The following is a 24,129-nucleotide window of genomic DNA, read 5'->3' as shown; positions in this document are numbered from 1 at the left end:
TCAGATCAGCGGCGATGACGGCTAATTCATCGCCTGACCCGATGGTCAGCATGCTGGGCGCGCTCGCCCGGCAAGGCGCCGGCCATGCGGTCCACTTCGTCCATGGCGCGATGTCGGGCGCGACCCACGCGCTCGGCGACGAAGTGCGGGCGCTGGCGAAGGCCTCCGGCGGCCGCATCCGCACCACCTTCTTCTACGAGAAGCCGCGCGCGCAGGACGTGCAGGGCGATGCCTATGACGAAGCCGGTCTGGTCACGCCGGACTGGCTCGCCCGCCACACCCCGTTGGCGACGCGGACTATTTCCTGTGCGGGCCCCGCGCCTTCCTGCGCGCCTTCGTGAACGGGCTCGTCAGCCACGGCGTGCCGCCGTCGCGGATCCACTACGAGTTCTTCGGGCCCGCCGACGAACTGCTCGCCGCCTGAGCTCTCCAGAAGCCGTCCAGCGCCCGGCCGCGCCGGCGCCCGATGACCATCCGGCCACACGCCGTTCTCGCGCCGCGTAGGCTCTCTGCCTGCGATCCCCAGGAGGAGCGATGCCCCCGCTCGCGGAACTCATGCGGCGCCTTGCGCCTTCGCTCGCCCCGGTCAGCCGGACGGAACGGCTTCGCGCCACGTTCGGCGCGCTGCTCGGGATCGCGATCACGGGCTTCGCAAGCTCCGCGTTGGTGGGCGGGGGGGCGGCGCATCTGCCGCTGCTGATCGCCCCGATGGGAGCCTCGGCGGTGCTGCTGTTCGCAGTTCCGTCGAGCCCCCTGGCGCAGCCATGGTCGCTGATCGGCGGCAACATCGTGGCGGCGGTGATCGGCGTCACGGCCGCCAGATTCGTGCCCGACCTGTTCCTCGCCGCCGCGCTCGGCGTCAGCGGCGCGATCGCCGTCATGCTCGCGCTCCGCTGCGTCCATCCGCCGAGCGGCGCAGTGGCGCTCACGGCCGTGGTCGGCGGTCCGGCGATCAGCCAGCTCGGCTACGGATTCGTGCTGTGGCCGGTGCTGGCGAACTCGATCCTGCTGCTCGCCTCCGCGGTCGCCTACAACAACCTGACCGGCCGCACCTACCCCCATCGCAGCGTAGCGACGTCCGCTCCGCGCGAGAACGAGCCGCCGGAAAGCGTGCGCCTCGGCTTCAGCTCGGAGGACATAGACGCGGCGCTCGCCGAGCACGACGTGCTGCTCGACGTCGACCGCGGCGATCTGGAGATGATCCTTCGGCGCGCGGAGGTGCGGGCGCTGCGCCGCCGCTCAGGGGAGCTGACCTGCGCCGACGTGATGACCCGGGACGTGATCGGGATATCGCCCGAGACGCCGCTCCTCGAAGCGCTCGACATCGTGCGGCGGCACCACGTCAAGGCGCTGCCGGTGACGGACGACAATGCGCGGGTGATCGGAATCCTCACCCAGACGGACCTGCTCGACAAGGTCGCCTGGGGCCCCAAGGGCCCGCGCCTGAGCCTCGCGCATCGCCTGCGCCTGAGCGCGCTGAACGGCACGGCCCCCGGCTCGGTCGTCCGCGAGGTCATGACCTCGCCCGCTAAGACCGCCACGCCGGAGACGCCGCTCGCCGATCTGGTGAGATTGATGACGACCGCCGGCCTTCATCATCTGCCGGTCGTCGACCGTCACAGCCAGCTCATCGGCATCGTCACCCAGACGGACCTGATCGCCGCCCTGCTGCTCAGCCGGACGCGCCGCTCCGACCAGGCCGCGGCCTGAACGGCGGCCTGCCTCCGTGCTCCGCGTCGGGTGCGCCAGCGCGGAACTTTCCGCGTCCCCCGGACCTTTGCAAGCACTCTCCGGGATCAAGCGACGCGAGTTTCATGACCATCCGGGACCATTCGACTTCAGGCGCCGAAACCCGGCGGAAGCGAAAGTTTCCGCTCGGAACGGTCGTCATGGTGGCCGGGATCGTCCTCGTCCTCTTCAGCGTCCTCATCGCGTATATCGGCGATCACGGGGTTCCGTCGTCCCCCGACGCCGAGACGCCGGTCAAGCCCCGCGCGCAGCAGGACCTTCCGAAGGCGCCCTGACGGCGCGGAGGGCAGGAGTGAACGCGTCGAGCGAGCCGCCATGGGCGAAATGATCGAAGAGCTCCGCGAGGCGCTGGACCGGGCGCGGGTGCGCGTCAGCCACGGCGAGAGGCGGGCGCTCGAACTGGCGTTTCACAGAGCGCTGCTGCAGCGGGTCGGCGCGGACGTCGCGGGGTCCGACGCAAGGCTTGAACTGCTCGAGCGCGACTTGGCCGATCTCCGCGCCGAGCGCGAATTCGCCGAGCATCGGCTCCTGTTCCGTATGCGCGGCGCGCGGAGCCGTCTCGCGGACAGGCGCGGCAAGGAGAACCGCACGTGACGGCCATGAGCAGCGCCGGCGCTTGACGACCAACCTACTAGTTAGTAGGTTACCGTATGGCCAATCTCACCAGCACGTCCGACGAGATCCTCCGATGCGCGCGCTCCCTGATAATCGGCGGGGGGTATAACGGCTTCAGCTATGCCGACATCGCCGGAGTGGTCGGCATTCGAAAGGCCAGCATCCATCATCACTTTCCCAGCAAGGTCGACCTCGTCCGCGCCGTCGTGGCGCGGCATATCGAGGAGGCCGCGGCCGGGATGGCCGCGCTGGACCGCCATCATCCGGATCCGGTGGATCGACTTCGGGCCTATGCCGGATACTGGTCCGAATGCGTCCGCGATCCGGCGAACGCCTTCTGCGTCTGCGCCTTGCTTGCGAGCCAGATACCTGTCCTGCCGCCCGAGGTCGTCGTCGAGGTCCGGGCGCATTTCCGCGCCTTGTCGAACTGGCTCACCTCGGTCATCGAGGAAGGCGCGAAGCAGGGCCGCCTCAAGCTTTCAGGCGACGCCCGCTCCGAGGCGGAAGTCTTCATGGCGGCGGTTCACGGCGCCATGCTGTCGGCGCGCGCCTATGGCGACGACGCGGTGTTCAGGGCGATCGTCACGCCTTTGATCGACAGGCTCGTGGCCGATCCCGGTGAGCCCCTCAAGCAGGCGGCGTCGCCCGGCGCCTGAGGCGGCAAACGCTCCGTAGCGCGCCGAACAAACCTTTGCGCGCTGAGACTACCTATCAGTAGGTCGAAAGGAAATCAGATGCTTCAGAAACTCGCCACGGCGCTCATCGCCGTGGTCGTCAGCCTGCCGCTCGGCGCGAGCGTGGGCTCATCCGCTTTCGCCGAGGGCGCGAAGGGGAATCCGGTTCGGGTGCGCGGGTCGATCGTCAGTTTCGACGGGCAGTCCCTGAAGGTGAAGACCCGCGAGGGCGAGACCGTCGACGTGGCGCTCGCCTCAGGCTGGACCGTGTCGAGCGTCACCCGCATGTCCCTGACGGACGTTAAGCCCGGCGACTATGTCGGCATCGCCTCGCTTCCGGCGAAGGCCGGCGGCGACGGCGCGCTCGAGGTCCTGATCTTCCCGCCGGCCATGAAGGGGCTCGGCGAAGGCAGCTACGGCTGGGACCTCAAGCCCAACAGCACCATGACCAACGCCACAGTCGCGGACGCGGTCAAGGGGGTGGACGGACGAACCGTCACCGTCACCTACCATGGCAAGGAGAAGAAGATCGCGGTCCCGGAAGGCACCCCGGTCGTCACCCTCGCGCCGGCCACCGCGGCCGACCTCAAGCCCGACGCGATGGTCTTCGTGCCGGCCGAGAAGGATGCGGGCGGCGCGATCAGCGCGCAGCGGATCGTCGTCGGCGCCAACGGCGTCGTTCCGCCGATGTGAGCCGGCGACGCCACCGGCCTGGCGCCCCCCGTCCCCCCGCCAGGCCGGTGGATCATGCGCGCCGCGCTGAGCGCGAACCGAACCTCAGGACAGATCGATGACCGAGCAAACCCTGGACCCGCAGGCGACGGGGCCGCGAGCGACCGTCCTCATCCGGCGCCACTCCCTGGCGACGCGCCTGACGCACTGGCTGAACGCATTGTGCCTCGGCGTGCTGCTTATGAGCGGGCTTCAGATCTTCAACGCCTACCCGCGGCTGCATTGGGGCCAGTACGGCGCTGACGCGGACCCGGCGGTCCTTGAGATCGCCGCAAGCGAGAGCGGAGGCGAGCCGCGCGGCCTCGTGAAGATCGCCGGTCTCTCGGTTCCGACGACGGGCGTGCTGGGCCTGTCAAAGACCGACGGCGAGTGGACGGCGCGCGCCTTCCCCGACTGGCTCACCCTTCCGTCCTACCAGGACCTCGCCTCCGGCCGGCGCTGGCATTTCTTCTTCGCGTGGATCTTCGTCCTGAACGGCCTGATCTATCTCGGCTCCGGCCTCCTGAGCGGCCATCTTCGCCGCGATCTGGCGCCGGAGCCGCAGGAGCTCACGCCCCGCCATCTCTGGCGCGAGATCGTCGATCATGCGCGCCTGCGCTTCCCCTCCGGCGACCAGGCCCGGCGCTACAACGCCCTGCAGAAGCTCGCCTATGTCGCCGTCATCGCAGGCCTGCTGCCCCTGATGGTCCTGACCGGCCTGACCATGTCGCCCGGCGCCGACGCGGCCTTCCCGCTCCTTCCAGACCTGTTCGGCGGCCGGCAGTCCGCCCGGACGATCCACTTCATCACCGCGTCGCTGCTCGTCGCCTTCGTCGTCGTTCACGTCGCCATGGTCGTGCTCTCCGGACCATGGAACAACATGCGTTCGATGATCACGGGCCGTTACGCCGTCAGGCGCGAAAGGCCCAGCGCATGACCGGTCTCACGCGCCGTCGCCTTCTGGTCGGCGGCGGTCTCGGCGCAAGCGCCCTCGCCCTCTCGGGCGGCGACCTGCTGGAGCAGAACGACACGGCGGACGCCGTTCTCCGCTCCGCCGAGCCGCTCACGATGAAGATCCAGCGGCTGCTTCAGGGCAGAGACGCTCTGGCGCGGGAGTTCTCCGAAGCCCACATCTCGCCCACCTTCCGCGTCAACGGCACCAGCGCGCCCGACAGCGAGCAGTACGCGCGTCTCGCCGAGGGCGGGTTCGCAGACTGGCGGCTCAAGATCGACGGGCTTGTCGACCGGCCTCAGGCGCTGTCGCTCGCGGAGCTCAAGTCTCTGCCGGCCCGGACCCAGATCACCCGCCATGACTGCGTCGAGGGCTGGAGCGCCATCGGCAAGTGGACCGGGGTTCAGCTCGGAGGGCTGCTGAGGACAGTCGGCCTCAAATCTTCAGCGCGGTACGCCGTCTTCCATTGCGCGGACGAGCTGGAGAAGACCCTCGACGGGAGCGGCCAGTATTACGAAAGCGTCGACCTCGTCGACGCCTTCCACCCGCAGACGATCCTGGCCTACGCGATGAACGGCCAGCCGCTCAGCATCGGCCACGGCGCGCCGCTGCGCCTGCGGGTCGAGCGCCAGCTCGGCTACAAGCACGCCAAGTACCTCATGCGCATCGAGATCGTCGACAGCTATGCGGGTCTCGGCGGCGGCGCCGGGGGTTACTGGGAGGACCGCGGCTATGATTGGTATGCCGGGATATGAGGAGCTTCGGCCGGCCCGCCGACCGTCCGCCGCGAGGCTGCAACCGCGCGGCGGGGGCCCGCGGAGTTGACCGATCCTCCCCCCGCTCCTACTTGATGGGGATGATGAGGAATCCAGCTGCCCTGCGCCGGCCCGGCCGACGCTTCCCTATCGCAGGCCTCTAAGCGCGGTCGGATCTAGCTCCGACCGCCGGGCCCGTGCGGCCGCCTCAATCCGCTTCACCACAATCCATCTGATCTGATCGACCCGCCGAGCTCGTCGCCCTGGCGGGCGACCCGCGCATCGGGAATAGCCATGTCCGCCACCACGCCCACTCGCAAGCCCAAGATCGTCCTGTCGCAGACCGACCACGATCGCCTCTCGACGCTCGCCCAGACGATCGAGCGCCGCAATCCGGAAGCCGCAGAGGAGCTCCAGATCGAGCTCGCCCGGGCGAAGCTCGTCGCCGATCACCGCTTGCCGGAGGATTCGGTCCGGATGGGCTCGGTGGTGACCTACCAGATCGAAGGCGCAGCCCCCCGGACCGTGACGCTCGTCTATCCCGGAGAGGCGGACATCGACGCCGGCCGCGTCTCTGTCCTGACCCCGATCGGAACGGCGTTGCTCGGCCTGTCTCCGGGCCAGACCATGCCGTGGACGTCGCTGTCCGGCGATCTCAAGCGGCTGCTCGTGATCTCGGTCATCCAGAACGACGCGCTTCTCGCCGCGGCCGACAAGGACCGGCCGGCCCTGCACGCGCAGGCAGGTTGAACGCCACGCTTTCAGCGGAAGGATGCTGGACGGGCTTCCGTCCAGCATAAGGCCCCGGCGGCGATGCCCCGCTCCGCGGCCATCGCCGAGCCCCGCTTCAGCATTTTGTGAAGGCTCCAGATCGCGCTGGGCCCCGGTCGCGTCGTAAGGAAGCGGGGGACCAGCGGATCGGGGATAAGTTGATGGCGGCGGCGGGCCAGGGCGAGCTTGTTCAGATAGTAGCCCTGCTGGGGGCCGGCGTCGTCGCCGTGCCCATCTTCAAGCGGCTGGGCCTCGGCTCGGTGCTCGGCTATTTCACCGCCGGCCTCATCATAGGCCCGTTCGGGCTCGGTCTGTTTTCCGATCCCGCCACGATCCTGCACATCGCCGAATTCGGCGTCATCATGCTGCTGTTCGTGATCGGGCTGGAGATGCAGCCCTCGCGACTATGGGGACTGAGACGCGAGATCTTCGGCCTCGGCGCAGGCCAGGTGATCGCGAGCGGCGCGCTGCTGACGCTGGTCGGACATCTCGCGGGTCTCGACCTGCGCGTCGCCTTCGTCGCCGGGATGGGCTTCGTTCTGTCCTCCACCGCCGTCGTCATGCAGATGCTCGACGAACGCGGCGAGACCTCGACGGCGCAGGGGCAGAAGGCCGTCTCGATCCTGCTGCTCGAAGACCTCGCGATCGTGCCGCTGCTCGCGATCGTGGCCTTCATCGCGCCGTCGCAGGCGAGCGAGACGTCGTCCGACCGGCTCCTTGAGATCGGCGTCGCGCTCGGGGCGATCGCGGGGCTCGTGCTCGCCGGGCGCTACCTTCTCAACCCGATGTTCCGCATCCTCGCCCGGTCCCAGGCCCGCGAGGTGATGACGGCCGCCGCGCTGCTCGTCGTGCTCGGCTCGGCCCTGCTGATGTCGGTGGGCGGCCTGTCGATGGCGATGGGCGCCTTCCTCGCCGGCGTACTGCTGTCGGAATCGACCTTCCGCCACCAGCTCGAGACTGACATCGAACCGTTCCGCGGCATTCTGCTCGGCCTGTTCTTCCTCGCAGTCGGCATGTCGCTCGACCTCTCGGCGATCGTCGCGCACTGGCCGACCATCCTGGGCTTCACGGCGCTGTTCACCGCCGTGAAGGGCGCCGCGATCTTCGCCGTCGCCCGGGCGCTCGGCTCCTCGAACCGGGAGGGGATCGACCGCGTCGCCCTGTTCGCGCAGGGCGGCGAATTCGCCTTCGTGCTCTATTCGGCGGCTTCGGCGGTCGGCGTCATGGACGCGCCCACCAACGCGATCTTCACCGCGGTCGTGATCCTCTCGATGGCGCTGACGCCGCTTACCGCGCTCGCGCTGAAGCGGCTCATGCCGCAGACGAAACAGTCTCTGGAGGGCGTCGACGCGGCCGAAGGCCTAACCGGCCAGGTTCTCGTCATCGGCTTCGGCCGCTTCGCGCAGGTCGCGAGCCAGTCGCTGCTCGCCCGCGGCTTCGACATCTCAATCATCGAGAAGGACGTCGAGATGATCGAGGCGGCGGCCACCTTCGGCTACAAGGTCTATTACGGCGACGGCACGCGGCTCGACACGCTTCACGCCTCCGGCGCGGGCGAAGCGCGGGCGATCCTCGTCTGCGTCGACAAGCAGGAGACGTCGGAGAAGATCGTCGAGCTCGTGAAGCACGAGTTCCCGCTCGCCAAGCTGCTGGTCAGGGCCATCGACCGCGGGCACGCGATCGACCTCATCCGAACGGGCGTCGACTTCCAGATCCGCGAAACCTTCGAGTCAGCGATGAGCTTCGGCGAGGCGGCGCTGGTCACGCTTGGCGTGCCGGAAGACGAGGCCGCGGAGGTCAGGGAGGATGTCCGGCGCCGCGACGCCGAGCGGCTCGACCTGCAGATCGCGGGCGACATGCATTCAGGCATCGATCTGCTGAAGGGCAACGCGCCTGTCCCGGCGCCGCTGACCAGGCCGCGGAAGGAAGGCAGGATCATCGATCAGAAGCCGGCGGCCGGCGGAGAGACGGCGGCCCTCCCCTCCTAAGCGTCCGCTCGCGCTCGGCCAGAGGCCGTCGCGGGCCGCGAGGCCCGATGCTCAGGCGGCCTGGCGAAACTCACGGAACGAGATCAGCCTCTGGTTCGCCTCGTCCCAGAGCGTCAGGGGCACGCATCTGAGGCTCTGACCGAGCGTGAGGCGACCGACGTTCCGAAGCTCTGGAAAGTCGCGGAGCACTTCGGGCAGCCGGTAATAGGGAATCCGGCTGGACAGGTGATGGACGTGATGGACGCCGATATGGGCGGTCAGCCACTTCAGGGGACCAGGCAGGTCGTAATGCGAGCTGCCGTGCAACGCCGCCTCGGAGACGTTCCAGGCGTCGTCCGCCCGCCAATGCGTTCCCTCGAACTGGTGCTGCACGAAGAACAGCCAGACCCCGATCGACGCGCCCAGCAGCGACACTGGTATCTGGATCAGGAAGAAGCGCTCGGCGCCGACGATCCAGATCATCAGCGCCGTAAGCAGCACGATCGCCGCGTTGGTCGCCATGGTGCTGATCCAGAGAGCCGGGCCCTTGCGCATGAAGCCGACCGGAAGCCGGCCCTGGAGGATGAAGACGTAGCCGGGGCCGAGGCCGAACATCACCAGGGGATGACGGTAGGCGCGGTAGCGCAGGCGCGCCCAGCGGGATCGCGCGCGATATTCCGACACCGTCAGGGTGTCGATGTCGCCGACGCCGCGATGATCCAGATTGCCCGAGGTCGCATGGTGCACGGCATGGCTGCGCCGCCAGTGGTCATAATCGGTGAGGGTCAGGACGCCGATCACTCGACCGGTCCAGTCGTTCGCCGCGCGGCTCTTGAAGAACGAGCCGTGGCCGCAATCGTGCTGGACGAGGAACAGCCTTACGAGGAAGAGCGCGGCCGGAGCGACGCCGAGAAGATAGAGCCACACGAGCCCCTGCTGCAGCGCGACGGCCATCACCGCCCATGTCAGCGCGAACAGCGCGACGGTGATGCCGACTTCGTACACGCTGCGAGCGGTGTGCGGCTGCACATAATCTCGAAGCTTCCGCCGGAGGGCGTTGACGTCCGTTTGCGGAGCCTCGACGTGCTCGTTCATCATTCCCATTCGCTCTCTGCGGCTGGCGCGAGGCTGGCCGCATCATGTGGAAGAACATCGAGCAGGGCGCCGCTCGGCCCCGCGTGCTTGATGAGCCTGATTGACGACCTTCCGGCCGTGCCCGGACAGCCTCTCGGCCGCCGGCCGTCCGGCGCGCAACGTCTTGTCACGCCGCCCGCGCGTTCGGCGCCGACGACGATCCACAGCGTTGCGCCGAAATGGTGAGGAAGCTGGCTGGCGCGAAACATGCGCCCCACACAAAACCCCGCGGAGGCAGATCCGCAGGGTCGAAGAAGCAGTTCGCAGTTTCAGCCCAGAGCGATTTCAATCGCGGTCGCCCCTTGGCTCGCCGGCCTTGAGCTGGGCCATTCTTCACCTGAACGACCAACCATAGCACGCGACGAAGGTGTTGGCGAAAATCACGGCCATTCGGCCGGACCCTGGTGTTTCCGGCGCGAGCGGATGGCGAAGCAGCAGTCCGGAGACGCCCCTGACAGGCCCCCGGGGCCGCCAATGCGTTCGGCGATCCCTACGCTCCGTTCCGCAACGCCCTAGAGTAGGCTAAACGCCGCTTCACGTGGATGTCACATGCGCAGCGGCAGGGCGGATCGAAAGCTTCGCATGACGCGTCCGCGGGGGGCGAACGTATGAGACGGCGACGGTGGGCGGGCGGGTTCCTCGGCCGAGGCGCATACGCCCTGACGGTGCAGCCTTGACCAGACAGGTCGGAACAAGACGGCTGGACGCCAGTGCCTACGAGCAGCTGGTGCAATCGGTCGTCGACTACGCGATCTACATCCTCGACCCCCAGGGGAACGTCTCGAGCTGGAACCCTGGCGCGCAGAGGATCAAGGGTTACGCGGCCGAGGAGATCATCGGCCAGAACTTCTCGCGGTTCTACACCGCCGAGGACCGCGAGGCCGGCCTGCCTCAGAAGGTCCTGAAGCGCGCCTTCGAGGAAGGCCGCTTCGCCGGCGAAGGATGGCGCGTCCGCAGAGACGGAACCCGCTTCTGGGCGATGGTCGTGGTCGACGCCATCCGCGAGGGCGACAGGGTCGTCGGCTTCGCCAAGGTCACCCGCGACATGACGGAGCATCGCGAGGCGAGCCTCGCCGCTCTCGAGACCGAGCGCCGGTTCCGCCTTCTCGTCCAGGGCGTGACGGACTACGCCATCTTCATGCTCGACCCGGACGGGCTGATCACGAACTGGAACACCGGGGCCCAGCGCATCAAGGGCTATGCGGCCGACGAGATCGTCGGACAGCATTTCTCGCGGTTCTACACGCCGGAGGATCGCGAGGCGGGGACGCCCTCGAGGGCGCTGGAGACCGCCAGGCGCGCGGGACGCTTCACGGCCGAAGGATGGCGGCAGCGCAAGGACGGGAGCCGCTTCTGGGCGAGCGTGGTGATCGACGCTATCCGGGACGAGAGCGGCGAGCTCATCGGCTTCGCCAAGGTCACCCGTGATCTCACCGAACGGCGGGAGTCCGAACTGGAGCTGGAGCGCTCCCGGGCGGCGCTGTTCCAGTCGCAGAAGATGGAGGCCGTCGGGCAGCTCACCGGCGGGCTCGCGCATGACTTCAACAATCTGCTGACCGGAATCACAGGCAGCCTCGACCTGATGGCGGCTCGTCTCGCGCAGGGCCGCATCAACGAGCTGGAGCGCTACATCACCGCCGCGCAGGGCGCCGCGTCCCGGGCGGCGACGCTCACCCACCGGCTTCTCGCGTTTTCCCGCCAGCAGACGCTGGAGCCGAAGGCGGTCGACGCCAACCGGCTCGTCTCGAACATGGAAGAACTGATCCGGCGCACCGTCGGACCGAACATCGCCATCGAAGCCGTGCTGGCGGCCGGCCTGTGGCCCTGCTTCTGCGACCCCAACCAGCTCGAGAACGCGATCCTCAATCTCTCCATCAACGCTCGTGACGCGTTGCCGGAGGGCGGCCGGGTGACGATAGAGACGGCGAACACCTGGATCGATCAGGTCGGCGCGATCGAGCGCGACGTGCCGGCCGGCCAGTACATCGCGATCTGCGTGACCGACAACGGAACCGGCATGCCGCCCGAAGTCGTCGCCCGCGCCTTCGACCCCTTCTACACCACGAAGCCTGTCGGGAAGGGGACCGGGCTTGGTCTTTCCATGATCTATGGGTTCGCCCGCCAGTCGGGCGGCCATGTCCGGATCTACTCGGAGGTCGGCCGCGGCACCACGGTGAAGATCTATCTGCCGCGGCACACGGGCGGCAAGCCCGCGCAGGTCGACGGCGACGAGGCGCCGAGGGAGCTGCCGCGGGCCGAGGCCGGAGAGACGGTTCTCGTCGTGGACGACGAGCCGACGGTTCGCATGCTGGTCGGAGACACGCTTGCGGAGCTCGGCTACCAGTCGATCGAGGCCGCGGACGCGGCCTCCGGGCTGAAGGTGCTGGAGTCGGACGTCAAGATCGACCTGCTGATCTCGGACATCGGGCTTCCGGGCGGGATGAACGGAAAGCAGATGGCGGACAAGGCCCGGTTGCATCGGCCCGATCTCAAGATCCTGTTCATCACCGGCTATGCGGAGAACGCGGCTGTCGCGAACGGGCACCTCGAGCCGGGGATGCAGGTGATGAGCAAGCCGTTTCCGATGGACAAGCTCGCGTCGCGCATCCGGTCGATCATCGAAGAGCGCTGAGACAGGCGCAAGGAAGCGAGTCCGCGCTGCCGCGCCAGGGCCTCGGCGAACCTGACGGATCCGCGTTCGCGCGCGTCACGTCACCCTGCGCAGAACAATCGGGCTGCGCCGGGTCTTACAGCCGAGAGCGGTTCCGCATCGGGAGTTGGGCGCATGCGAATACTGAGTTGGATCCTGGTGGCGGCGAGCCTGGCCGCTTGCGCGTCGGGCCCGTCCCGCCCGCTGACGCGCAGCGAGCAGGCCACGATCGACCGATCCGTTCCGCATTCGGCCGGCATGATCCGCTGAGCCCGGCCGGCGCCGCTTTGGGCGGCGACCCGATCTCAGCTGCGGGGCGTGAAGTCCGTGTCGTGCCGGATGCGCCTGCAGTAGGCGGCCATCAGGCGCGCGCAGTCCTCGACGTCCTTCAGGCTCAGCAGCTCGCACGGGGTGTGCATGTAGCGCAGCGGGACGCTCAGGAGCCCGGTGGCCATGCCGGCCTGGTTCAGCTGCATCGGTCCGGCGTCCGTCGGGGTGGCCCCCGCCGCAACGCCGATCTGGTACGGGATCGCGTGCTCCTTAGCCGCCTCGGTGAGCAGCCTGAACACCACGGGGTTCGTGTTCGCTCCCCGCGAGATCATCGGTCCGCCGCCGATGTCGCACTGGCCGAGCCGCGCCTTGCTCACGCCCGGATAGTCCACCGCGTGCCCGACATCGACGGCCAGCCCCGTCTGCGCGCCGATCGCGAAGGCCGACGTTCTGGCGCCTCTTGAGCCGATCTCTTCCTGCACGGTCGCGACGGCGTAGACCCCCACGCTCGGGTCAAGGCCGCCTTCCTCGCGCAGCAGCCGCAGCGTCTCGGCGACCACGAAGCAGCCGACCTTGTTGTCGAAGGCGCGGGCGGTCGCGCGGTCGCCCAGCAGGTGCTGGAACTCGTACTGGAACGTCGCGACGTCGCCGAGTTCGATCAGCTCCGCGACCTCGGCGCGCGAGCTGGCGCCGACATCGATCCAGAGCTCCTTGAGCTCGGGCTTCTTCTTGCGCTCCTCGGGGTCGAGAAGGTGGATCGCCTTGCGGCCCACCACGCCGGCGACCCGCTCCTTGCCGTGCACCCAGACCCTCTGGCCCACGGGAATGACGCTGTCATGGCCGCCGATCGGGCTGAAGTAGATGAGGCCTTCGTCGCTGATGTGGTGAACGACGAAGCCGATCTCGTCCATGTGCCCGGCCAGCATGATCCTCATCTCGGCGCCGGGGTTGAGCGCCGCCGTCACGTTGCCGTGCACGTCCGTCGTGACCCTGTCGGCATGGCGCTCGACATAGCCCCGGAAGGCCGCGGCCGCCGGCTGCTCGTATCCGCTCGGCGAGGGCGCCGCCACGAGGTCTTTGAGAAAGTCGAGGGACTCTTGCCGCATGCGAGGTTCCTGGTTGCGACCGATACGGCGCCGTTCAAGCAAAAAGCGCCGAAGCCGTCGATCGGTTCGTCAGCTCAGAAGGTCGAGCGCGGCCGCCGCCTGGAGCGCTGTCTCTGCCGTGAGATCAGGGCGCCTTGTTCGGCGCGATCCTCGAGATCAGAGCCTGGCCGTCCAGGACGGTCCGGGTCTCCATCTCGTGCAGCGCGCGGCGACCGGACGACGTGATCGCCCAGCCGTCGAGCCGGCACTCCGCCAACCCCCGGCAAGAAAGGCTATGGAGCGTGGCTCCGTCCCAGATCAGGCGGCGATCGCCAAAGGCGAGGCCGGTCAGCACCTCTCGTTCAGTTCGCGACAGCCCAGGTTGCATGGGTCCTCCCAGGCGCCTTCAACATCCGCCATAAGCTGTTGGTTCCGCCTCGGATTCCCCTTCTCCAGCCCCGCCCGCGGGCAGCAGTTCGCCCACTCCGGCGCGGGATCGCCGAAGACGCGCATGACTCCACAGCCGACCGGACCAAGAGCCTCATCGCGCCGCCCGAAGCCGACGCGTGGGGAACGGTTCGGGCGGCGGCGTGTTCTGCCGCCGGCACGCTGGTCGCAGCAGGACGCGCTCGGGAGATCACATGACCGCGAGTGAGATGAGTTCCGTCTATCCGCCGCTCGATGTCCTGAAGCCGGTGGCTGACAATCTCTGGCTCGTCGACGGCGGGCCGCTTCGCGCCGCGGGACTGCCGATCCCGGTGCGAATGACCGTCGTGCGGCTGGCGAATGGCGACGTCTGGCTGCACTCCCCCACGCAGTACGACGAAGCCCTTAGGGTCGAAATCGAGAAGCTCGGCCCCATCCGGCACCTGGTCGCGCCCAACGTGGTCCACTGGGCGTTCCTGAAGGATTGGCGGAACCGCTGTCCGGGCGCGGTCAGCTGGGCCGCTCCCGGCCTGCGCCAGCGTGCGCAAGTCAGGAAATCAGGCGTCATCCTCGACCATGATCTCGGGGATGCGGCGCCGGCGGCATGGGCCGGCGACATCGATCAGGTCGTCGTGCCGGGCGGGTTCGGCTTCAAGGAAGTCGCGTTCTTCCATCGCCCGACGTCCAGCCTCATCCTGACGGACCTCATCCAGAACTTGGAGCCCGAGAAGGTGAGCCGCCTGGCTCGGCCCCTGCTGCGGCTGGTGGGCTCGATGGCTCCGGACGGCAAGACGCCGTTGCACCTGCGGTTCGCCATCAACGCCCGAAGGAGCGCCGCCGCCGAGGCGGCCCGCCGCCTCGTCGATCTCGCGCCTGAACGGGTCATCTTCGCGCATGGCCGGTGGTTCGAATCGAACGGCGCCGAACGTCTGCGGCGCGCCCTTCGGTGGCTGACCGGCTGAGGCTTCAGCCCTAGGCCGAGCGCCTGAAACGGGCGAAGCGGCCTCCGACGCTCCGCCGGCGCCGATCGGCGCGTGACACGGCCGTTCAAAGCGGCGGGATGCCTGTTCAACGTCATCGGACCCCGCTGCCGATATCATCCTCTCGCCATTCGGCGCCCCGCGCCTCAGGAGTTCGAGACGATGATGAGACGCTTTGTTCGCTGGCTTGCGAACGCGACCGCGCTTTGCGCGATCGCCGCCCCCTCGGCCGTGGCCGCGCAGAGCTCCCCGTCGGCGGGATGGCAACCAGCGCAATATTATGAACGCGAGTATCGCGGTGAAGGGAGGCCGCAAGGCGAGCGCTACCGGGAGCGTCAGGGGCCCGGGCAGGGTTATGGCCAGCGCCCCGGCTACCGCGAGGAGCGCAGACCCGGCCGGTTCCATGTCGGCCAGAGCGTGCTGGCGCGCTCGGCGGGCGGACCGCGCTACTTCCCGGGCGTCGTGACGCGGATCGACGGCGACACGCTGACCGTCTTCTATGCGAGCAGCCTCACCGAGCGCCGTCCGGCCTGGCAGGTGCGCCCCTATGACTGGCGGAACGGCGACCGGGTGTGGTGTTTCCCCGGACGCCGCCCCGGCGCCCCCATCGTGCCCGCTCGGATCGAGCGGCTGGACGTGCCCGGAGCGAACACCGCCATGACGATCCGCTACGACAATGGCGGCGTCGAGCGCACCACCTCCGCCTGGTGCCACTCGCGATGAGCGCCCTCGGTCGCCCCATTCGGTCCGCGCTCGTCGCGACGGCGATGCTGTGTCCCGCGGCTCCCTCGTTCGCGGCGCCCGCCGTCACAACGGACTTTCTTGTGGGAGCGTGGGGCGTGGAAGGCTGCGATCCCGCCGCCGCCACCTATTCCCGCGACGGCTCGCTCAATGGCGGCTCGGGCCGCTGGCGGCTGAAGAACGGCCAGCTCATCACGGAGGAGGACGGCGAGCGCCACGCGAGCGCCGTGGAGCGCCTCGGTCCCGACCGCATGCGCCTCAACACCGCCGACGGCCCTTTCGAGCTCAAACGCTGCCGATAGCCCTGGCGGCGGCCCGCCGCCGCCAGGCGCCGAGCGTCGAGCCGATCGTCGTGCCGATGCTGTTCATCCTCACCGCAATCGGCGCGACGATCGGCTCGGTCGAGCCGCCGGACGGAAAGACCGTGATCGCTAGGAACGCCCCGCCTGCGGCGAGCAGCGGGAGCAGCGCCGCCGTCAGGATGGCGGAGACCCGTGTCAGGGCGCAGAGCGCGAACGCCACTGCGGCAGCGACGAGCACGACGGCGAGAAGGGTCACGCTCCGGTCCGCCCGCGACGCGCCTCGGCGCGGCAATCGCTCGGACTGAAGCCGAACCGGCTGCGGAACAGCCGGCTGAGATGCGCGGCGTCGCTGAAGCCCAGCCGGTCGGCGATCGCGCGGATCGGCTCGTCGGACCCCGGCTCCTCCAGCGCGGCGCGCGCGGCTTCGAGCCTGCGGCGGCGGATATAGGCTTGGACGCCGCCCTCCTGCTCGAACAGCCTGTGCAGGGTCGAGCGTGAAATCGCGAGGCTCCGACAAAGCCGAGCCGGGCCGAGGGTGGGCGAGCCCAGCGACCGCTCGATGGCCCCACGCGCCATGAGCGACAGTCCTCGCGGGCTTGCCTCCGGCTCTGACGCCTGTCCTGCGGACTGGGCCGCGAGCACGATCAGATCCAGCACGCCGCGCGCCAGGATCTGCTCGCTGCTCTTCGGGATCCCGGGCGCGGCTTCGCGCAGCGCCAGCAGATGGGCGACGAGAAGGGAGCCTGCGGCCGACCGCGTCGCGACGCCGTGCAGCGCCTCGACAACGAGGCCCCGGCGGGCCGCTATCTCGCGGGGAACCGCGATCGCGATGGTCTTGCTGGCGCTCGATACATGCGACGACGCCTGGGTGAGATCCGCGAACTGAATGCTGCCCGTCCCGGTCCGGGCGCTCACGCGCCCCCACTCGCCTCGGGCCCCGCCCTCGACCGTGACCGCGATCAGCAGACAGTCCGGCGTCCACGACTTGATCATCGAGGCGTCGCGCACCCAGCTCTGACCCGTCACTTCGGCGAACTGGATCGTGATGCCGTCTAGCTGGAGCCTCTCGGAAGCGACGTCGAACGGCTCAAGGGGGGTGCAGCGATAGGCCGGTGCCAGACTTGGCCAGTCGCGCTGCGCCCAGGCCTCATGCCGCTGCCCCGCAGGGAGAGCGTCGGTCGAGAAGCCTTGCAGGGAAAGCCCGGGGGGACCCGGTGGAGTAAGAGCCGACATTTAGCCGGCACCAAACCGGGGTGAGCTCCGGCGGAATATACGTAGTTCCACAGATGCAGCGCGTTGACGCCGCTCGCTCCGCGTGTGGTCCGCGGCGGAGCCGCTGAGGCTCTAGGAGGAAAACACCGGATCTTTCCTCCCGGAGCGTTTGATCACTTCTCCGCGAGTCGCCGTCGGCCCTTCCGCGTCCCGCCGATCAATCCTCGCCGATGAGCTTGCAGGCCATCCGCACCGGCCAATCGGCCGCCTTCGGGACCGCCCCCTCGAACGGCGCGCAATCGAGCAGGTTGTCGGCGCTCTTCCGGCGCGCGGTGTACAGGTTGACGTTGATCCGCGGCTCGCCTGCGATCCAGCGCCGGGCGTCCGCGGGCGCGGCCGGTATGCGCGTGACGCCACGCGGCTGGACGGCGATCTCGTCGAGCGGGACCTCCACTTGGCCGCTCGGCGAGACGCGTCGGGCCGCTCCCTTGGCCGGCGGCCCGAAGTAGAAGGCGCTGGCCACGATCCCCTCGCCAAGCTCGGCGAGACGGCTCTGAGCCTTCGGCGACAGTTCGACCGCGATGGTCAGTCCTTCAGGCGGCGAGGCTCCGGCGAACGCCGGGGCGGCGGCCAGGACTGCTGCCGCCGCGACGCCCCGGACGACCGAACGCTTCAGCGCGAGCGGCATTTGCTCGTCCGGGTGCGCTCACGGTCGCCGTCGTCATAGTTGATGCTGAGGCGATCACCCTCGATGGCGATGATCCGGCCGGAATACCACGTTCCGCCGTTCTTCCAGTTGCACTCGACGCGCTGGCCCGGACGCCAGTTATAGGCCCGCACCTGCCGGAACGAAGCCGTCTCGCGGTCCCCGTCGTCGTACTGGATCGTCACGTCGCTCCGCGAGATCGAATCCACCACGCCGGGATACCAATGCTCGCCGCCGCGCCAGCGCCCGAGCACCTGGTCGCCGACGCGAAAGTCGGGCCCCTCGGACGCCCGGCTCGGGGCGCGATAGCCATCGTCCGGTCCACGGCGCGGAGGATCGCGGTCGAAGGATCGCTCCGGCGAGCGGGACCGCCCGTCGCGGTCGGTCCGGACGCCGTTCTCGCTCACCCTGATGGTCGTAAGTCCGCAGAAATTCACCCGCTGCTCGAACACGGCTTCGCCCCGCATGGCGTCGCTGTCGACCACGACGCGGGTGTCGAGGACGCAGGCCCAGGGACGGTCGGCCTTGAAGCGAAGGCCGCGGCTGCCGAAGCCCGGCACCGCCGTCTTCAGCCAGTTGCCGGACCAGGAGCCGTCGCGGTTGACGACCCGGAAGTCGCGGATGGCTTTGCTCTGGTCGTTGGCGAGAGTGAAACTCCTGTCGGCCGGGCTCTGGGCGGCCGCCGGCGAGATCGCGGCGAACGCCGCGAGCAGCGCTCCGGCCGAAATCATGCGCGCCAAAGCGCGGCCCGCGTCGGCGAGATCGGCCATGGTGAAGCTCCGTGATAGGGCGCGGCGGCGACGCGCCGCTGCTGGATCGCGGTTAGCACGAGGGCCGTCGCCCTCCCTTGCACGGATGTCTCACCGCCTTGAACGGCAGCGTCACGCCGCATCCCCGGAGCGCTGCGGCGCGAGGGCGCGGCCTGACGTCATCCAGACCGTCCGGAGGGGCCCGGATCTGACCCGTTCCCTCGCTTTCTGCGCGTCTCGCAGGCCCCGCCTCTTTCAGCCAGCCAGCTTGTATTTTAGATTTTGCTAAATTAGATAGCTCTTAATTACAGGAGCCAGCGATGCCGACCCTTTCCGAAGAACTTGAACCCAGGGCGGTCGAGGTCGCGGGGCTTCTCAGATCCATCGCGAACGAGCGGCGGCTGGTGATCCTGTGCAGGCTCGTGGAGCGCGGAGAGGCGAACGTCGGCGATCTCGCGGAGGCGGTCGGCCTGTCGAGCTCCGCAGTCTCCCAGCACCTTTCGATCCTGAGGGAGCAGGGCGTCGTGGGCTACCGGCGGGAGAGCCAGACCCTCTGGTACCGGATCTCCGATCCCCGGATCGAGCGGCTGTTCGCCACGCTCCACGATCTGTTCTGCGGGCCGCAGGCGGCTCGGCCCGCGCAGACCGCGATGACGGATGGCGAGGACTAAGGCGATGGGGACATTCACAGTCATTCCGGCGGTCGCCGGCGGCGTTCTGATCGGCGCTTCGGCGACCCTGCTGCTGCTCGCCAACGGACGCATCGCCGGCGTGAGCGGCATCCTGGACGCGGCCTCTTCGTTCAGGAAGGGCTCCGGCTGGAGGTTCGCCTTTCTTGGCGGGCTGCTCGCCTCGGGTCCGCTTCTGGCGGCCTTCGGCATGGCGCTTCCGGAGGTCGTGATCGACGCTCCCTTCACGCTCCTCCTGCTCGGGGGCCTGCTCGTGGGGTTTGGATCCCGTCTCGGCTCCGGCTGCACGAGCGGGCACGGGGTCTGCGGCCTCGCCCGCGGCTCGCGCCGGTCTCTGGTCGCCACGGGCGTGTTCATGGCGACGGCGGTCCTGACCGTGTTCGTCGCGCGCCACCTATTGGGAGCTTGATCGATGGTCCCTCTCCTTCCCGCCGCGATGGCGGGCCTGCTGTTCGGCGCCGGCCTGCTGATCTCGGGCATGGCCGACCCTTCCAAGGTCCTCGGCTTTCTGGATGTCGCCGGCCGGTGGGATCCGAGCCTTGCCTTCGTGATGCTCGGAGCCGTCGCGACGGCGGCGCTCGGCTCGCTGCTCGCCCGCCGCGTCGCCCGCCCGCTTCTGGCGGAGCGGTTCGAGATCCCCGCCCGGCGCGACCTCGACGGCCGCTTGGCGGCGGGAGCGGCGATCTTCGGGCTCGGCTGGGGCCTGGTGGGCCTCTGCCCGGGCCCTGCCCTCGTCGACGCCGTGACGGCGCCGGCGACGGTCCTCCCCTTCGTGGCGGCGATGGTCGCCGGGATGGCGCTGCACCGGCTTCTCCCCGCGCCGGCTGAAGTCCCGCGAGCGAGCGTCGCAGCGGACATGCGGAGCGACGACGCGTGACCGCTCCTGCCCCAGCTCAGCCGGCTAGGTCCGGATCCCGCCCCGCGCCTGACGCCCGTCCCAGGAAAGGATCTCCAACATGACGCAGGCCCGTCAGGCCCCTGGACGACCGCAGGTCACCGGCTTCTTCGACAAGCGCACCTTCAGCATCCAGTACGTCGTGGCCGACCCGGCGACGAAGGCGTGCGCGGTCATCGATCCCGTTCTCGACTTCGATCCAAAGTCCGGCGGGACGGCGACCCGCTCGGCCGACGAAATCCTGCGCTTCATCGAGCGGGAGGGCCTTCGGATCGAGTGGATCCTCGACACCCATCCACACGCCGACCATTTTTCGGCGGCCGGCTATATGAAAGACCGGACCGGCGCTCCCACGGGGATCGGCGAGCGCGTGACGGACGTGCAGAAGCTGTGGCAGGGCATCTACAATCTCGAAGGATGCTGCCCGGCCGACGGCTCGCAGTGGGACCGGCTGTTCGCCGACGGCGACACGTTCCGGATCGGCGACCTCGCCGTCGAGGTCATGTTCACGCCGGGGCACACGCTTGCGTCCGTCGCCTATCTGATCGGGGACGCGGTCTTCGTTCACGATACGCTGTTCATGCCGGACGGCGGCACCGCGAGAGCCGACTTCCCCGGCGGCAGCGCGCGTGATCTGTGGCGGAGCATTCAGCGCATCCTCGCCCTCCCGGACGGCGTCCGCGTGTTCACCGGGCACGATTACCAGCCGGGCGGTCGCGAACCGCGCTGGGAGTCGACGGTTGGGCTTCAGAAGCGCGAGAACATCCATCTCACGCAGGCGACCACCGAAGAGAGCTTCGTGGCGCTGCGCGAGGCGCGCGACCGCACGCTCGCCATGCCGAAGCTCATCCTGCATGCGCTGCAGGTGAACATCCGCGGCGGGCGGTTGCCCGAACCGGAAGAGGACGGCCGTCGTTACCTCAAGATCCCGCTCGACGCGTTCCCGGACGCGGCGTGGGACGACTGAACAAGGGAGGACGTCATGACCATCACCTCAGCCCGGGATCTGGTGCGGGCCGCGAACGCGGCGGTGCGGACGGTGTCCGGCGAGGAGGCGGCGAAGCTGGTCCGCGAGCCCGGAACGGTTCTGGTCGATCTCCGCGAGCAGGAGGAACTGGCCCGATCCGGCGTCGCAGAGGGCGCGGTCCACGTTCCGCGAGGGCTCCTCGAGTTCCAGGCCGACCCGGCGAGCCCCAGCCACAGGGCCGAGCTCTCGCCGGATGCGACCCTCGTGCTCTACTGCGGGTCAGGCGCGCGCTCCGCGCTCGCGGCGGAGACGCTCGGCCGGATGGGGTTCTCCAAGGTCGCCCATGTGGCTGGCGGCTTTGCGGAGCTCGAGCGCGCCGGCGTGCCGATCCGCAGAGCGTGACCGCCAGACGGCCGGCTTACAGAACCACGACCTTGGCGCCGCGTGGGACGCGGTCATAAAGGTCCATCACGTCCTGGTTCAGCATCCGGATGCATCCGGACGAGACAGCCTTGCCGATCGTGCGCGGCTCGTTGGTGCCGTGAATGCGGTAGAGCGTGTCCCTGCCGTCCTTGAACAGGTAAAGCGCGCGCGCTCCGAGCGGGTTCTGGGCGCCCCCCTCCATTCCGGCCTTCCAGGGGCCGTAACGCTCGGGCTCGCGCCTGATCATGTCGGGCGTCGGCGTCCAGCGGGGCCACTCGCGCTTCAGCTGGACGGACGCCGAGCCCTGGAACTCGAGCCCGGCCTTGCCCACGCCCACCCCGTATCGCAGCGCCTTTCCGTTCTCCTGGACGAGGTAGAGGAAGCGCTGGCGCGGATCGACGACGATGGTCCCGGGCGGCTGGTCCGTCGGGAAGTCGACCTCCTGCCGGAGCAGCCGGGGATCCATCTTCTTCAGGTCGACGGGCTGGACGGCGAAAGGTTCGCCGGGCTTGCCGCCGTAGCGCGCGGCGTCAGCCGGATCGATCGCGGGGCCCGGGGACGCCGCGATGGTCCGCGCCGGGCGGGGCGTCGCCGCGCAGGCCCCGAGCAGCATCGGCAGGGCGATGATCACGCCCCGCCGCGAGAAGGTCGAAAAGCTCATGTCGCCGGGCCCCGTCAGGATTTCTGCGCGCGCTTGCGCGCCTCGGCGACCGCGTCCCTGAACTGGTCGTAGTCGGGCGCCGCCGCGACCAGCAGCGGCCCGACGAGATAGACCGGCGTGCCCTGGAGACGAAGCGCCCGCGCCTGCGCGTCGTTGCGCTTCAGCAGCTCGGCGATCTCGGCTTCGTTGGCCTTGAGATCCGCCTCGAGGCGCTTGACGTCGACGCCTGCGCCCTTGATCGCCGCCAGCATCCTGTCTTCGGGGATCCTGCGGCCGGGGATCGCCATCAGCGCGCCGTGCGCCTCGTGGTACTTGCCCTGATACCTGGCCGCGAGGGCGAGCTTCGCGCCGTACACGGACGCCGGCGTGAGGATGGGCCAATCCTTGAAGACGACCCGTATCCCGGCGTCCTTCTTCACGAGCTTCTCGAGCTCAGGCGCGGACTTCTTGCAGAACGGGCAGTTGTAGTCGAGGAAGGCTACGATCGTGACGTCGCCCTTCGGGTTTCCCATCACGGGCGCCGCGGGATCGTTGACGATCATCTCGTGGGTGAGATTCGGATCATCCGCGCTGGCCGACGTCGCCGCGAGGCCCGCCAACGCAAGCGAAAGAGCGGCGCTCCGGAGAATGGACTTCAGGAACATGCGGGGACAGACCTCCGACCGTGTGCTTGGAGGTCGCGAGGATCGGCGGCCAGCTTAAGTCAGCCTTAAGCTGGCGGGGCCACCCGACAGGCGTGGCGACGGAAGGCGGGAGCCGGAACATGAGGATCTTGGTCGTCGAGGACGATCCGCTTCTGATGGACGGGCTGAGGGTCGGCCTTGCGCTCGCCGGCGCGACCGTGGACGCCGCTTCCACCCGCGCGGACGCGGAGGCCGCGCTCGCCACGAGCTCGTTCGACGCGGTGGTGCTCGACCGAATGCTCCCGGACGGATCCGGTCTCGACCTTCTGAAGGGCTTGCGGGCGAAAGGCGACCACACGCCGATCCTGCTCCTGACGGCGCTCGACGAGACCGCGGACCGCGTCGACGGCCTCGACGCCGGCGCTGACGATTATCTCGGCAAGCCCTTCGATCTCCATGAGCTCTCGGCCCGCATCCGCGCGATCGCGCGGCGCGGCGCGGGTCGCGCGGCCTCCACGATCGCTTGGGGCGACCTTGTGATCGATCCGGCGACGCTGACGGCGACCCGCGCGGGCAAGCCCCTGCCCCTGTCGCGGCGGGAGTTCGCGGTCCTGTCGACCCTCATGGAACGCCGCGGCGCGATCGCCTCCCGGACAGAGATCGAAGATCGCCTCTACGGCTGGCAGGAGGAGATCGAAAGCAACGCCGTCGAGGTCCACGTCCATCATCTGCGGGCCAAGCTCGGCCGCGAGACGATCGAGACCGTGCGCGGGCTCGGCTACCGCATGGCGGGGTGATGATGGGCTCGCTCCGCGTCCGGCTGTTCGCCGCCCTCGTCGTCGCGACCGGCGCGCTGTGGCTGATGGCGGCCGCGTGGATCTATGTGGGCGCCCGGCAGGAGGTCGAGCATGTGCTCGACACCCGGCTTCAGGAGGCGGCCCGGATGGTGTCGTCGCTCGTCGCCTCGAGCGACGTGGCGAGACCGCCCGAAGGCGGCCCGGCGCGCGACCTGCCGAACCTCGGCGGCTACGAGCGGCAGCTCTCCTGCCAGATCTGGTCTCTGGACAACCGCCTCGTGGCCCGCTCCAGCGGCGCGCCGGAGCAGAGGCTGGCCGAACGGGGCACCGGGTTCTCGGAGCAGACCGTCAATGGCGAGCTCTGGCGGGTCTATGCGGTCGAGGACGAGGCCAAGGGCATCCGCGTCCTCGTCGGAGACCGCCTGAGCCTCCGCGAGCGCCTCGTGGCCGACCTCATCAAGGGACTGCTGTGGCCGGCCGCGCTGATCCTGCCGCTGCTCGGCGTCGTGATCTGGATGACCGTCGGCCGCGGCCTGAGACCGCTCGGCCGCATCGCCGCGGAGCTCGGGCGCCGGGACGCGGAAGACATGAGCCCGGTCGACGCAGGGGCCGCGCCCTCCGAAAT

General features: G+C 69.1%; 30 protein-coding genes and 1 pseudogene. 22 read left to right on the top strand and 9 right to left on the bottom strand.

What is annotated here, in order from left to right:
• The 10 genes and pseudogenes from ACIKT0_RS02035 to ACIKT0_RS01990 form a co-directional block, all read left to right on the top strand.
• Positions 1-341 (top strand): annotated as a pseudogene (locus tag ACIKT0_RS02035) (nitric oxide dioxygenase); the annotation flags it as partial.
• 193 nt (positions 342-534) lie between these two features.
• Positions 535-1,710 carry an HPP family protein gene (locus tag ACIKT0_RS02030; protein WP_407103752.1) on the top strand — a complete coding sequence of 392 codons (1,176 nt, stop codon included), beginning with the start codon at positions 535-537 and terminating at the stop codon, positions 1,708-1,710.
• A 104-nt stretch (positions 1,711-1,814) separates the two neighbouring features.
• Complete coding sequence (locus tag ACIKT0_RS02025) at positions 1,815-2,024, top strand: hypothetical protein (RefSeq protein WP_407103751.1); 210 nt, start codon at positions 1,815-1,817, stop codon at positions 2,022-2,024.
• Positions 2,025-2,064: 40 nt separating this feature from the next.
• Complete coding sequence (locus ACIKT0_RS02020) at positions 2,065-2,343, top strand: hypothetical protein (RefSeq protein WP_407103750.1); 279 nt, start codon at positions 2,065-2,067, stop codon at positions 2,341-2,343.
• A gap of 56 nt (positions 2,344-2,399) precedes the next feature.
• Complete coding sequence (locus tag ACIKT0_RS02015; RefSeq protein WP_407103749.1) at positions 2,400-3,020, top strand: TetR/AcrR family transcriptional regulator; 621 nt, start codon at positions 2,400-2,402, stop codon at positions 3,018-3,020.
• Positions 3,021-3,098: 78 nt separating this feature from the next.
• A complete protein-coding gene (locus ACIKT0_RS02010) occupies positions 3,099-3,731 on the top strand; it encodes a hypothetical protein (protein WP_407103748.1) in 633 nt (210 codons plus the stop codon).
• 97 nt (positions 3,732-3,828) lie between these two features.
• Positions 3,829-4,686, top strand: coding sequence for a cytochrome b/b6 domain-containing protein (locus ACIKT0_RS02005; RefSeq protein ID WP_407103747.1), 858 nt, complete (start codon positions 3,829-3,831; stop codon positions 4,684-4,686).
• The gene (locus ACIKT0_RS02000; protein ID WP_407103746.1) at positions 4,683-5,456 is read left to right on the top strand and encodes a molybdopterin-dependent oxidoreductase; all 774 of its coding nucleotides are present in this window, start codon (positions 4,683-4,685) and stop codon (positions 5,454-5,456) included. The genes ACIKT0_RS02005 and ACIKT0_RS02000 overlap by 4 nt, the downstream gene beginning before the upstream one ends.
• A gap of 294 nt (positions 5,457-5,750) precedes the next feature.
• Positions 5,751-6,206, top strand: coding sequence for a nucleoside diphosphate kinase regulator (gene rnk / locus ACIKT0_RS01995; RefSeq protein ID WP_407103745.1), 456 nt, complete (start codon positions 5,751-5,753; stop codon positions 6,204-6,206).
• A gap of 182 nt (positions 6,207-6,388) precedes the next feature.
• Positions 6,389-8,215, top strand: coding sequence for a monovalent cation:proton antiporter-2 (CPA2) family protein (locus tag ACIKT0_RS01990; protein ID WP_407103744.1), 1,827 nt, complete (start codon positions 6,389-6,391; stop codon positions 8,213-8,215).
• Between the two features lie 51 nt (positions 8,216-8,266).
• Here the strand turns inward: ACIKT0_RS01990 and ACIKT0_RS01985 are convergent, their stop codons facing one another.
• A complete protein-coding gene (locus tag ACIKT0_RS01985; protein ID WP_407103753.1) occupies positions 8,267-9,289 on the bottom strand; it encodes a fatty acid desaturase in 1,023 nt (340 codons plus the stop codon).
• Positions 9,290-10,028: 739 nt separating this feature from the next.
• On the opposite strand from ACIKT0_RS01985, the gene ACIKT0_RS01980 reads away from it, so the two are divergent.
• Both ACIKT0_RS01980 and ACIKT0_RS01975 read left to right on the top strand, forming a co-directional pair.
• Complete coding sequence (locus tag ACIKT0_RS01980) at positions 10,029-11,960, top strand: PAS domain S-box protein (RefSeq protein ID WP_474998489.1); 1,932 nt, start codon at positions 10,029-10,031, stop codon at positions 11,958-11,960.
• 153 nt (positions 11,961-12,113) lie between these two features.
• Positions 12,114-12,248 carry a hypothetical protein gene (locus tag ACIKT0_RS01975; RefSeq protein WP_407103742.1) on the top strand — a complete coding sequence of 45 codons (135 nt, stop codon included), beginning with the start codon at positions 12,114-12,116 and terminating at the stop codon, positions 12,246-12,248.
• A 35-nt stretch (positions 12,249-12,283) separates the two neighbouring features.
• Here the strand turns inward: ACIKT0_RS01975 and ACIKT0_RS01970 are convergent, their stop codons facing one another.
• Positions 12,284-13,354 (bottom strand): M42 family metallopeptidase, encoded by a 1,071-nt coding sequence (locus tag ACIKT0_RS01970; protein WP_407103741.1) that lies wholly within the window; start codon positions 13,352-13,354, stop codon positions 12,284-12,286.
• A 124-nt stretch (positions 13,355-13,478) separates the two neighbouring features.
• Positions 13,479-13,721 carry a hypothetical protein gene (locus ACIKT0_RS01965; protein ID WP_407103740.1) on the bottom strand — a complete coding sequence of 81 codons (243 nt, stop codon included), beginning with the start codon at positions 13,719-13,721 and terminating at the stop codon, positions 13,479-13,481.
• Positions 13,722-13,974: 253 nt separating this feature from the next.
• Between ACIKT0_RS01965 and ACIKT0_RS01960 the strand changes: the two genes are divergently transcribed.
• From ACIKT0_RS01960 to ACIKT0_RS01950, 3 genes are all read left to right on the top strand, one after another.
• Positions 13,975-14,721, top strand: a complete 747-nt coding sequence (locus ACIKT0_RS01960; RefSeq protein WP_407103739.1) for a DUF4336 domain-containing protein — start codon at positions 13,975-13,977, stop codon at positions 14,719-14,721.
• Positions 14,722-14,901: 180 nt separating this feature from the next.
• The gene (locus ACIKT0_RS01955; protein ID WP_407103738.1) at positions 14,902-15,462 is read left to right on the top strand and encodes a hypothetical protein; all 561 of its coding nucleotides are present in this window, start codon (positions 14,902-14,904) and stop codon (positions 15,460-15,462) included.
• 116 nt (positions 15,463-15,578) lie between these two features.
• Entirely contained in the window at positions 15,579-15,782 is a 204-nt protein-coding gene (locus tag ACIKT0_RS01950) for a hypothetical protein (RefSeq protein WP_407103737.1), read from the top strand.
• On the opposite strand, the gene ACIKT0_RS01945 is transcribed toward ACIKT0_RS01950, so the two are convergent.
• From ACIKT0_RS01945 to ACIKT0_RS01930, 4 genes are all read right to left on the bottom strand, one after another.
• Positions 15,766-16,038: a hypothetical protein gene (locus tag ACIKT0_RS01945; protein WP_407103736.1), complete on the bottom strand. Its 273-nt coding sequence runs from the start codon at positions 16,036-16,038 to the stop codon at positions 15,766-15,768. The genes ACIKT0_RS01950 and ACIKT0_RS01945 overlap by 17 nt on opposite strands.
• Entirely contained in the window at positions 16,035-17,015 is a 981-nt protein-coding gene (locus ACIKT0_RS01940; protein WP_407103735.1) for a helix-turn-helix domain-containing protein, read from the bottom strand. The genes ACIKT0_RS01945 and ACIKT0_RS01940 overlap by 4 nt, the downstream gene beginning before the upstream one ends.
• Positions 17,016-17,211: 196 nt before the next feature.
• A complete protein-coding gene (locus ACIKT0_RS01935; protein ID WP_407103734.1) occupies positions 17,212-17,682 on the bottom strand; it encodes a hypothetical protein in 471 nt (156 codons plus the stop codon).
• Positions 17,667-18,470: a tudor domain-containing protein gene (locus ACIKT0_RS01930; protein WP_407103733.1), complete on the bottom strand. Its 804-nt coding sequence runs from the start codon at positions 18,468-18,470 to the stop codon at positions 17,667-17,669. Before ACIKT0_RS01930 ends, ACIKT0_RS01935 begins: the two co-directional genes overlap by 16 nt.
• A gap of 299 nt (positions 18,471-18,769) precedes the next feature.
• Between ACIKT0_RS01930 and ACIKT0_RS01925 the strand changes: the two genes are divergently transcribed.
• From ACIKT0_RS01925 to ACIKT0_RS01905, 5 genes are all read left to right on the top strand, one after another.
• Positions 18,770-19,120: an ArsR/SmtB family transcription factor gene (locus ACIKT0_RS01925; protein ID WP_407103732.1), complete on the top strand. Its 351-nt coding sequence runs from the start codon at positions 18,770-18,772 to the stop codon at positions 19,118-19,120.
• Positions 19,121-19,124: 4 nt separating this feature from the next.
• Complete coding sequence (locus ACIKT0_RS01920) at positions 19,125-19,547, top strand: YeeE/YedE family protein (protein WP_407103731.1); 423 nt, start codon at positions 19,125-19,127, stop codon at positions 19,545-19,547.
• Positions 19,548-19,550: 3 nt separating this feature from the next.
• Positions 19,551-20,015, top strand: coding sequence for a DUF6691 family protein (locus tag ACIKT0_RS01915; protein ID WP_407103730.1), 465 nt, complete (start codon positions 19,551-19,553; stop codon positions 20,013-20,015).
• Positions 20,016-20,094: 79 nt separating this feature from the next.
• Positions 20,095-21,000, top strand: a complete 906-nt coding sequence (locus ACIKT0_RS01910; RefSeq protein WP_407103729.1) for an MBL fold metallo-hydrolase — start codon at positions 20,095-20,097, stop codon at positions 20,998-21,000.
• Positions 21,001-21,015: 15 nt separating this feature from the next.
• Positions 21,016-21,402, top strand: a complete 387-nt coding sequence (locus tag ACIKT0_RS01905; protein ID WP_407103728.1) for a rhodanese-like domain-containing protein — start codon at positions 21,016-21,018, stop codon at positions 21,400-21,402.
• Positions 21,403-21,418: 16 nt separating this feature from the next.
• On the opposite strand, the gene ACIKT0_RS01900 is transcribed toward ACIKT0_RS01905, so the two are convergent.
• Positions 21,419-22,084 carry a L,D-transpeptidase gene (locus ACIKT0_RS01900; protein ID WP_407103727.1) on the bottom strand — a complete coding sequence of 222 codons (666 nt, stop codon included), beginning with the start codon at positions 22,082-22,084 and terminating at the stop codon, positions 21,419-21,421.
• Between the two features lie 14 nt (positions 22,085-22,098).
• On the bottom strand, positions 22,099-22,728 hold the full coding sequence (locus ACIKT0_RS01895) for a DsbA family protein (protein WP_407103726.1): 630 nt from the start codon (positions 22,726-22,728) through the stop codon (positions 22,099-22,101).
• A gap of 119 nt (positions 22,729-22,847) precedes the next feature.
• On the opposite strand from ACIKT0_RS01895, the gene ACIKT0_RS01890 reads away from it, so the two are divergent.
• Together ACIKT0_RS01890 and ACIKT0_RS01885 are read left to right on the top strand one after the other, a co-directional pair.
• Positions 22,848-23,504: a response regulator gene (locus tag ACIKT0_RS01890; RefSeq protein WP_407103725.1), complete on the top strand. Its 657-nt coding sequence runs from the start codon at positions 22,848-22,850 to the stop codon at positions 23,502-23,504.
• A gap of 2 nt (positions 23,505-23,506) precedes the next feature.
• Positions 23,507-24,129: sensor histidine kinase N-terminal domain-containing protein (locus tag ACIKT0_RS01885; protein ID WP_407103724.1), on the top strand; the 623-nt coding region annotated here is incomplete at its 3' end.

Origin of the sequence: Hansschlegelia beijingensis (assembly GCF_045505405.1) — a bacterium.
Taxonomy (GTDB): domain Bacteria; phylum Pseudomonadota; class Alphaproteobacteria; order Rhizobiales; family Methylopilaceae; genus Methylopila; species Methylopila beijingensis_A.
The sequence above is the reverse complement of the archived record's forward strand: the minus strand, read 5'-3'. Positions and strand labels throughout refer to the sequence as shown.

Coding starts and splice junctions, on each gene's coding strand:
- ACIKT0_RS01895 (WP_407103726.1), bottom strand. CDS start 22,728: ATGTTCCTGAAGTCCATTCTCCGGAGCGCCGCTCTTTCGCTTGCGTTG.
- ACIKT0_RS01905 (WP_407103728.1), top strand. CDS start 21,016: ATGACCATCACCTCAGCCCGGGATCTGGTGCGGGCCGCGAACGCGGCG.
- ACIKT0_RS01965 (WP_407103740.1), bottom strand. CDS start 13,721: ATGCAACCTGGGCTGTCGCGAACTGAACGAGAGGTGCTGACCGGCCTC.
- ACIKT0_RS01910 (WP_407103729.1), top strand. CDS start 20,095: ATGACGCAGGCCCGTCAGGCCCCTGGACGACCGCAGGTCACCGGCTTC.
- ACIKT0_RS01975 (WP_407103742.1), top strand. CDS start 12,114: ATGCGAATACTGAGTTGGATCCTGGTGGCGGCGAGCCTGGCCGCTTGC.
- ACIKT0_RS01935 (WP_407103734.1), bottom strand. CDS start 17,682: ATGCCGCTCGCGCTGAAGCGTTCGGTCGTCCGGGGCGTCGCGGCGGCA.
- ACIKT0_RS01930 (WP_407103733.1), bottom strand. CDS start 18,470: ATGGCCGATCTCGCCGACGCGGGCCGCGCTTTGGCGCGCATGATTTCG.
- ACIKT0_RS01955 (WP_407103738.1), top strand. CDS start 14,902: ATGATGAGACGCTTTGTTCGCTGGCTTGCGAACGCGACCGCGCTTTGC.
- ACIKT0_RS02005 (WP_407103747.1), top strand. CDS start 3,829: ATGACCGAGCAAACCCTGGACCCGCAGGCGACGGGGCCGCGAGCGACC.
- ACIKT0_RS02010 (WP_407103748.1), top strand. CDS start 3,099: ATGCTTCAGAAACTCGCCACGGCGCTCATCGCCGTGGTCGTCAGCCTG.
- rnk (WP_407103745.1), top strand. CDS start 5,751: ATGTCCGCCACCACGCCCACTCGCAAGCCCAAGATCGTCCTGTCGCAG.
- ACIKT0_RS01920 (WP_407103731.1), top strand. CDS start 19,125: ATGGGGACATTCACAGTCATTCCGGCGGTCGCCGGCGGCGTTCTGATC.
- ACIKT0_RS02015 (WP_407103749.1), top strand. CDS start 2,400: ATGGCCAATCTCACCAGCACGTCCGACGAGATCCTCCGATGCGCGCGC.
- ACIKT0_RS01925 (WP_407103732.1), top strand. CDS start 18,770: ATGCCGACCCTTTCCGAAGAACTTGAACCCAGGGCGGTCGAGGTCGCG.
- ACIKT0_RS01960 (WP_407103739.1), top strand. CDS start 13,975: ATGACCGCGAGTGAGATGAGTTCCGTCTATCCGCCGCTCGATGTCCTG.
- ACIKT0_RS01940 (WP_407103735.1), bottom strand. CDS start 17,015: ATGTCGGCTCTTACTCCACCGGGTCCCCCCGGGCTTTCCCTGCAAGGC.
- ACIKT0_RS01990 (WP_407103744.1), top strand. CDS start 6,389: ATGGCGGCGGCGGGCCAGGGCGAGCTTGTTCAGATAGTAGCCCTGCTG.
- ACIKT0_RS02030 (WP_407103752.1), top strand. CDS start 535: ATGCCCCCGCTCGCGGAACTCATGCGGCGCCTTGCGCCTTCGCTCGCC.
- ACIKT0_RS02000 (WP_407103746.1), top strand. CDS start 4,683: ATGACCGGTCTCACGCGCCGTCGCCTTCTGGTCGGCGGCGGTCTCGGC.
- ACIKT0_RS01985 (WP_407103753.1), bottom strand. CDS start 9,289: ATGAACGAGCACGTCGAGGCTCCGCAAACGGACGTCAACGCCCTCCGG.
- ACIKT0_RS01915 (WP_407103730.1), top strand. CDS start 19,551: ATGGTCCCTCTCCTTCCCGCCGCGATGGCGGGCCTGCTGTTCGGCGCC.
- ACIKT0_RS01970 (WP_407103741.1), bottom strand. CDS start 13,354: ATGCGGCAAGAGTCCCTCGACTTTCTCAAAGACCTCGTGGCGGCGCCC.
- ACIKT0_RS02025 (WP_407103751.1), top strand. CDS start 1,815: ATGACCATCCGGGACCATTCGACTTCAGGCGCCGAAACCCGGCGGAAG.
- ACIKT0_RS01890 (WP_407103725.1), top strand. CDS start 22,848: ATGAGGATCTTGGTCGTCGAGGACGATCCGCTTCTGATGGACGGGCTG.
- ACIKT0_RS01900 (WP_407103727.1), bottom strand. CDS start 22,084: ATGAGCTTTTCGACCTTCTCGCGGCGGGGCGTGATCATCGCCCTGCCG.
- ACIKT0_RS02020 (WP_407103750.1), top strand. CDS start 2,065: ATGGGCGAAATGATCGAAGAGCTCCGCGAGGCGCTGGACCGGGCGCGG.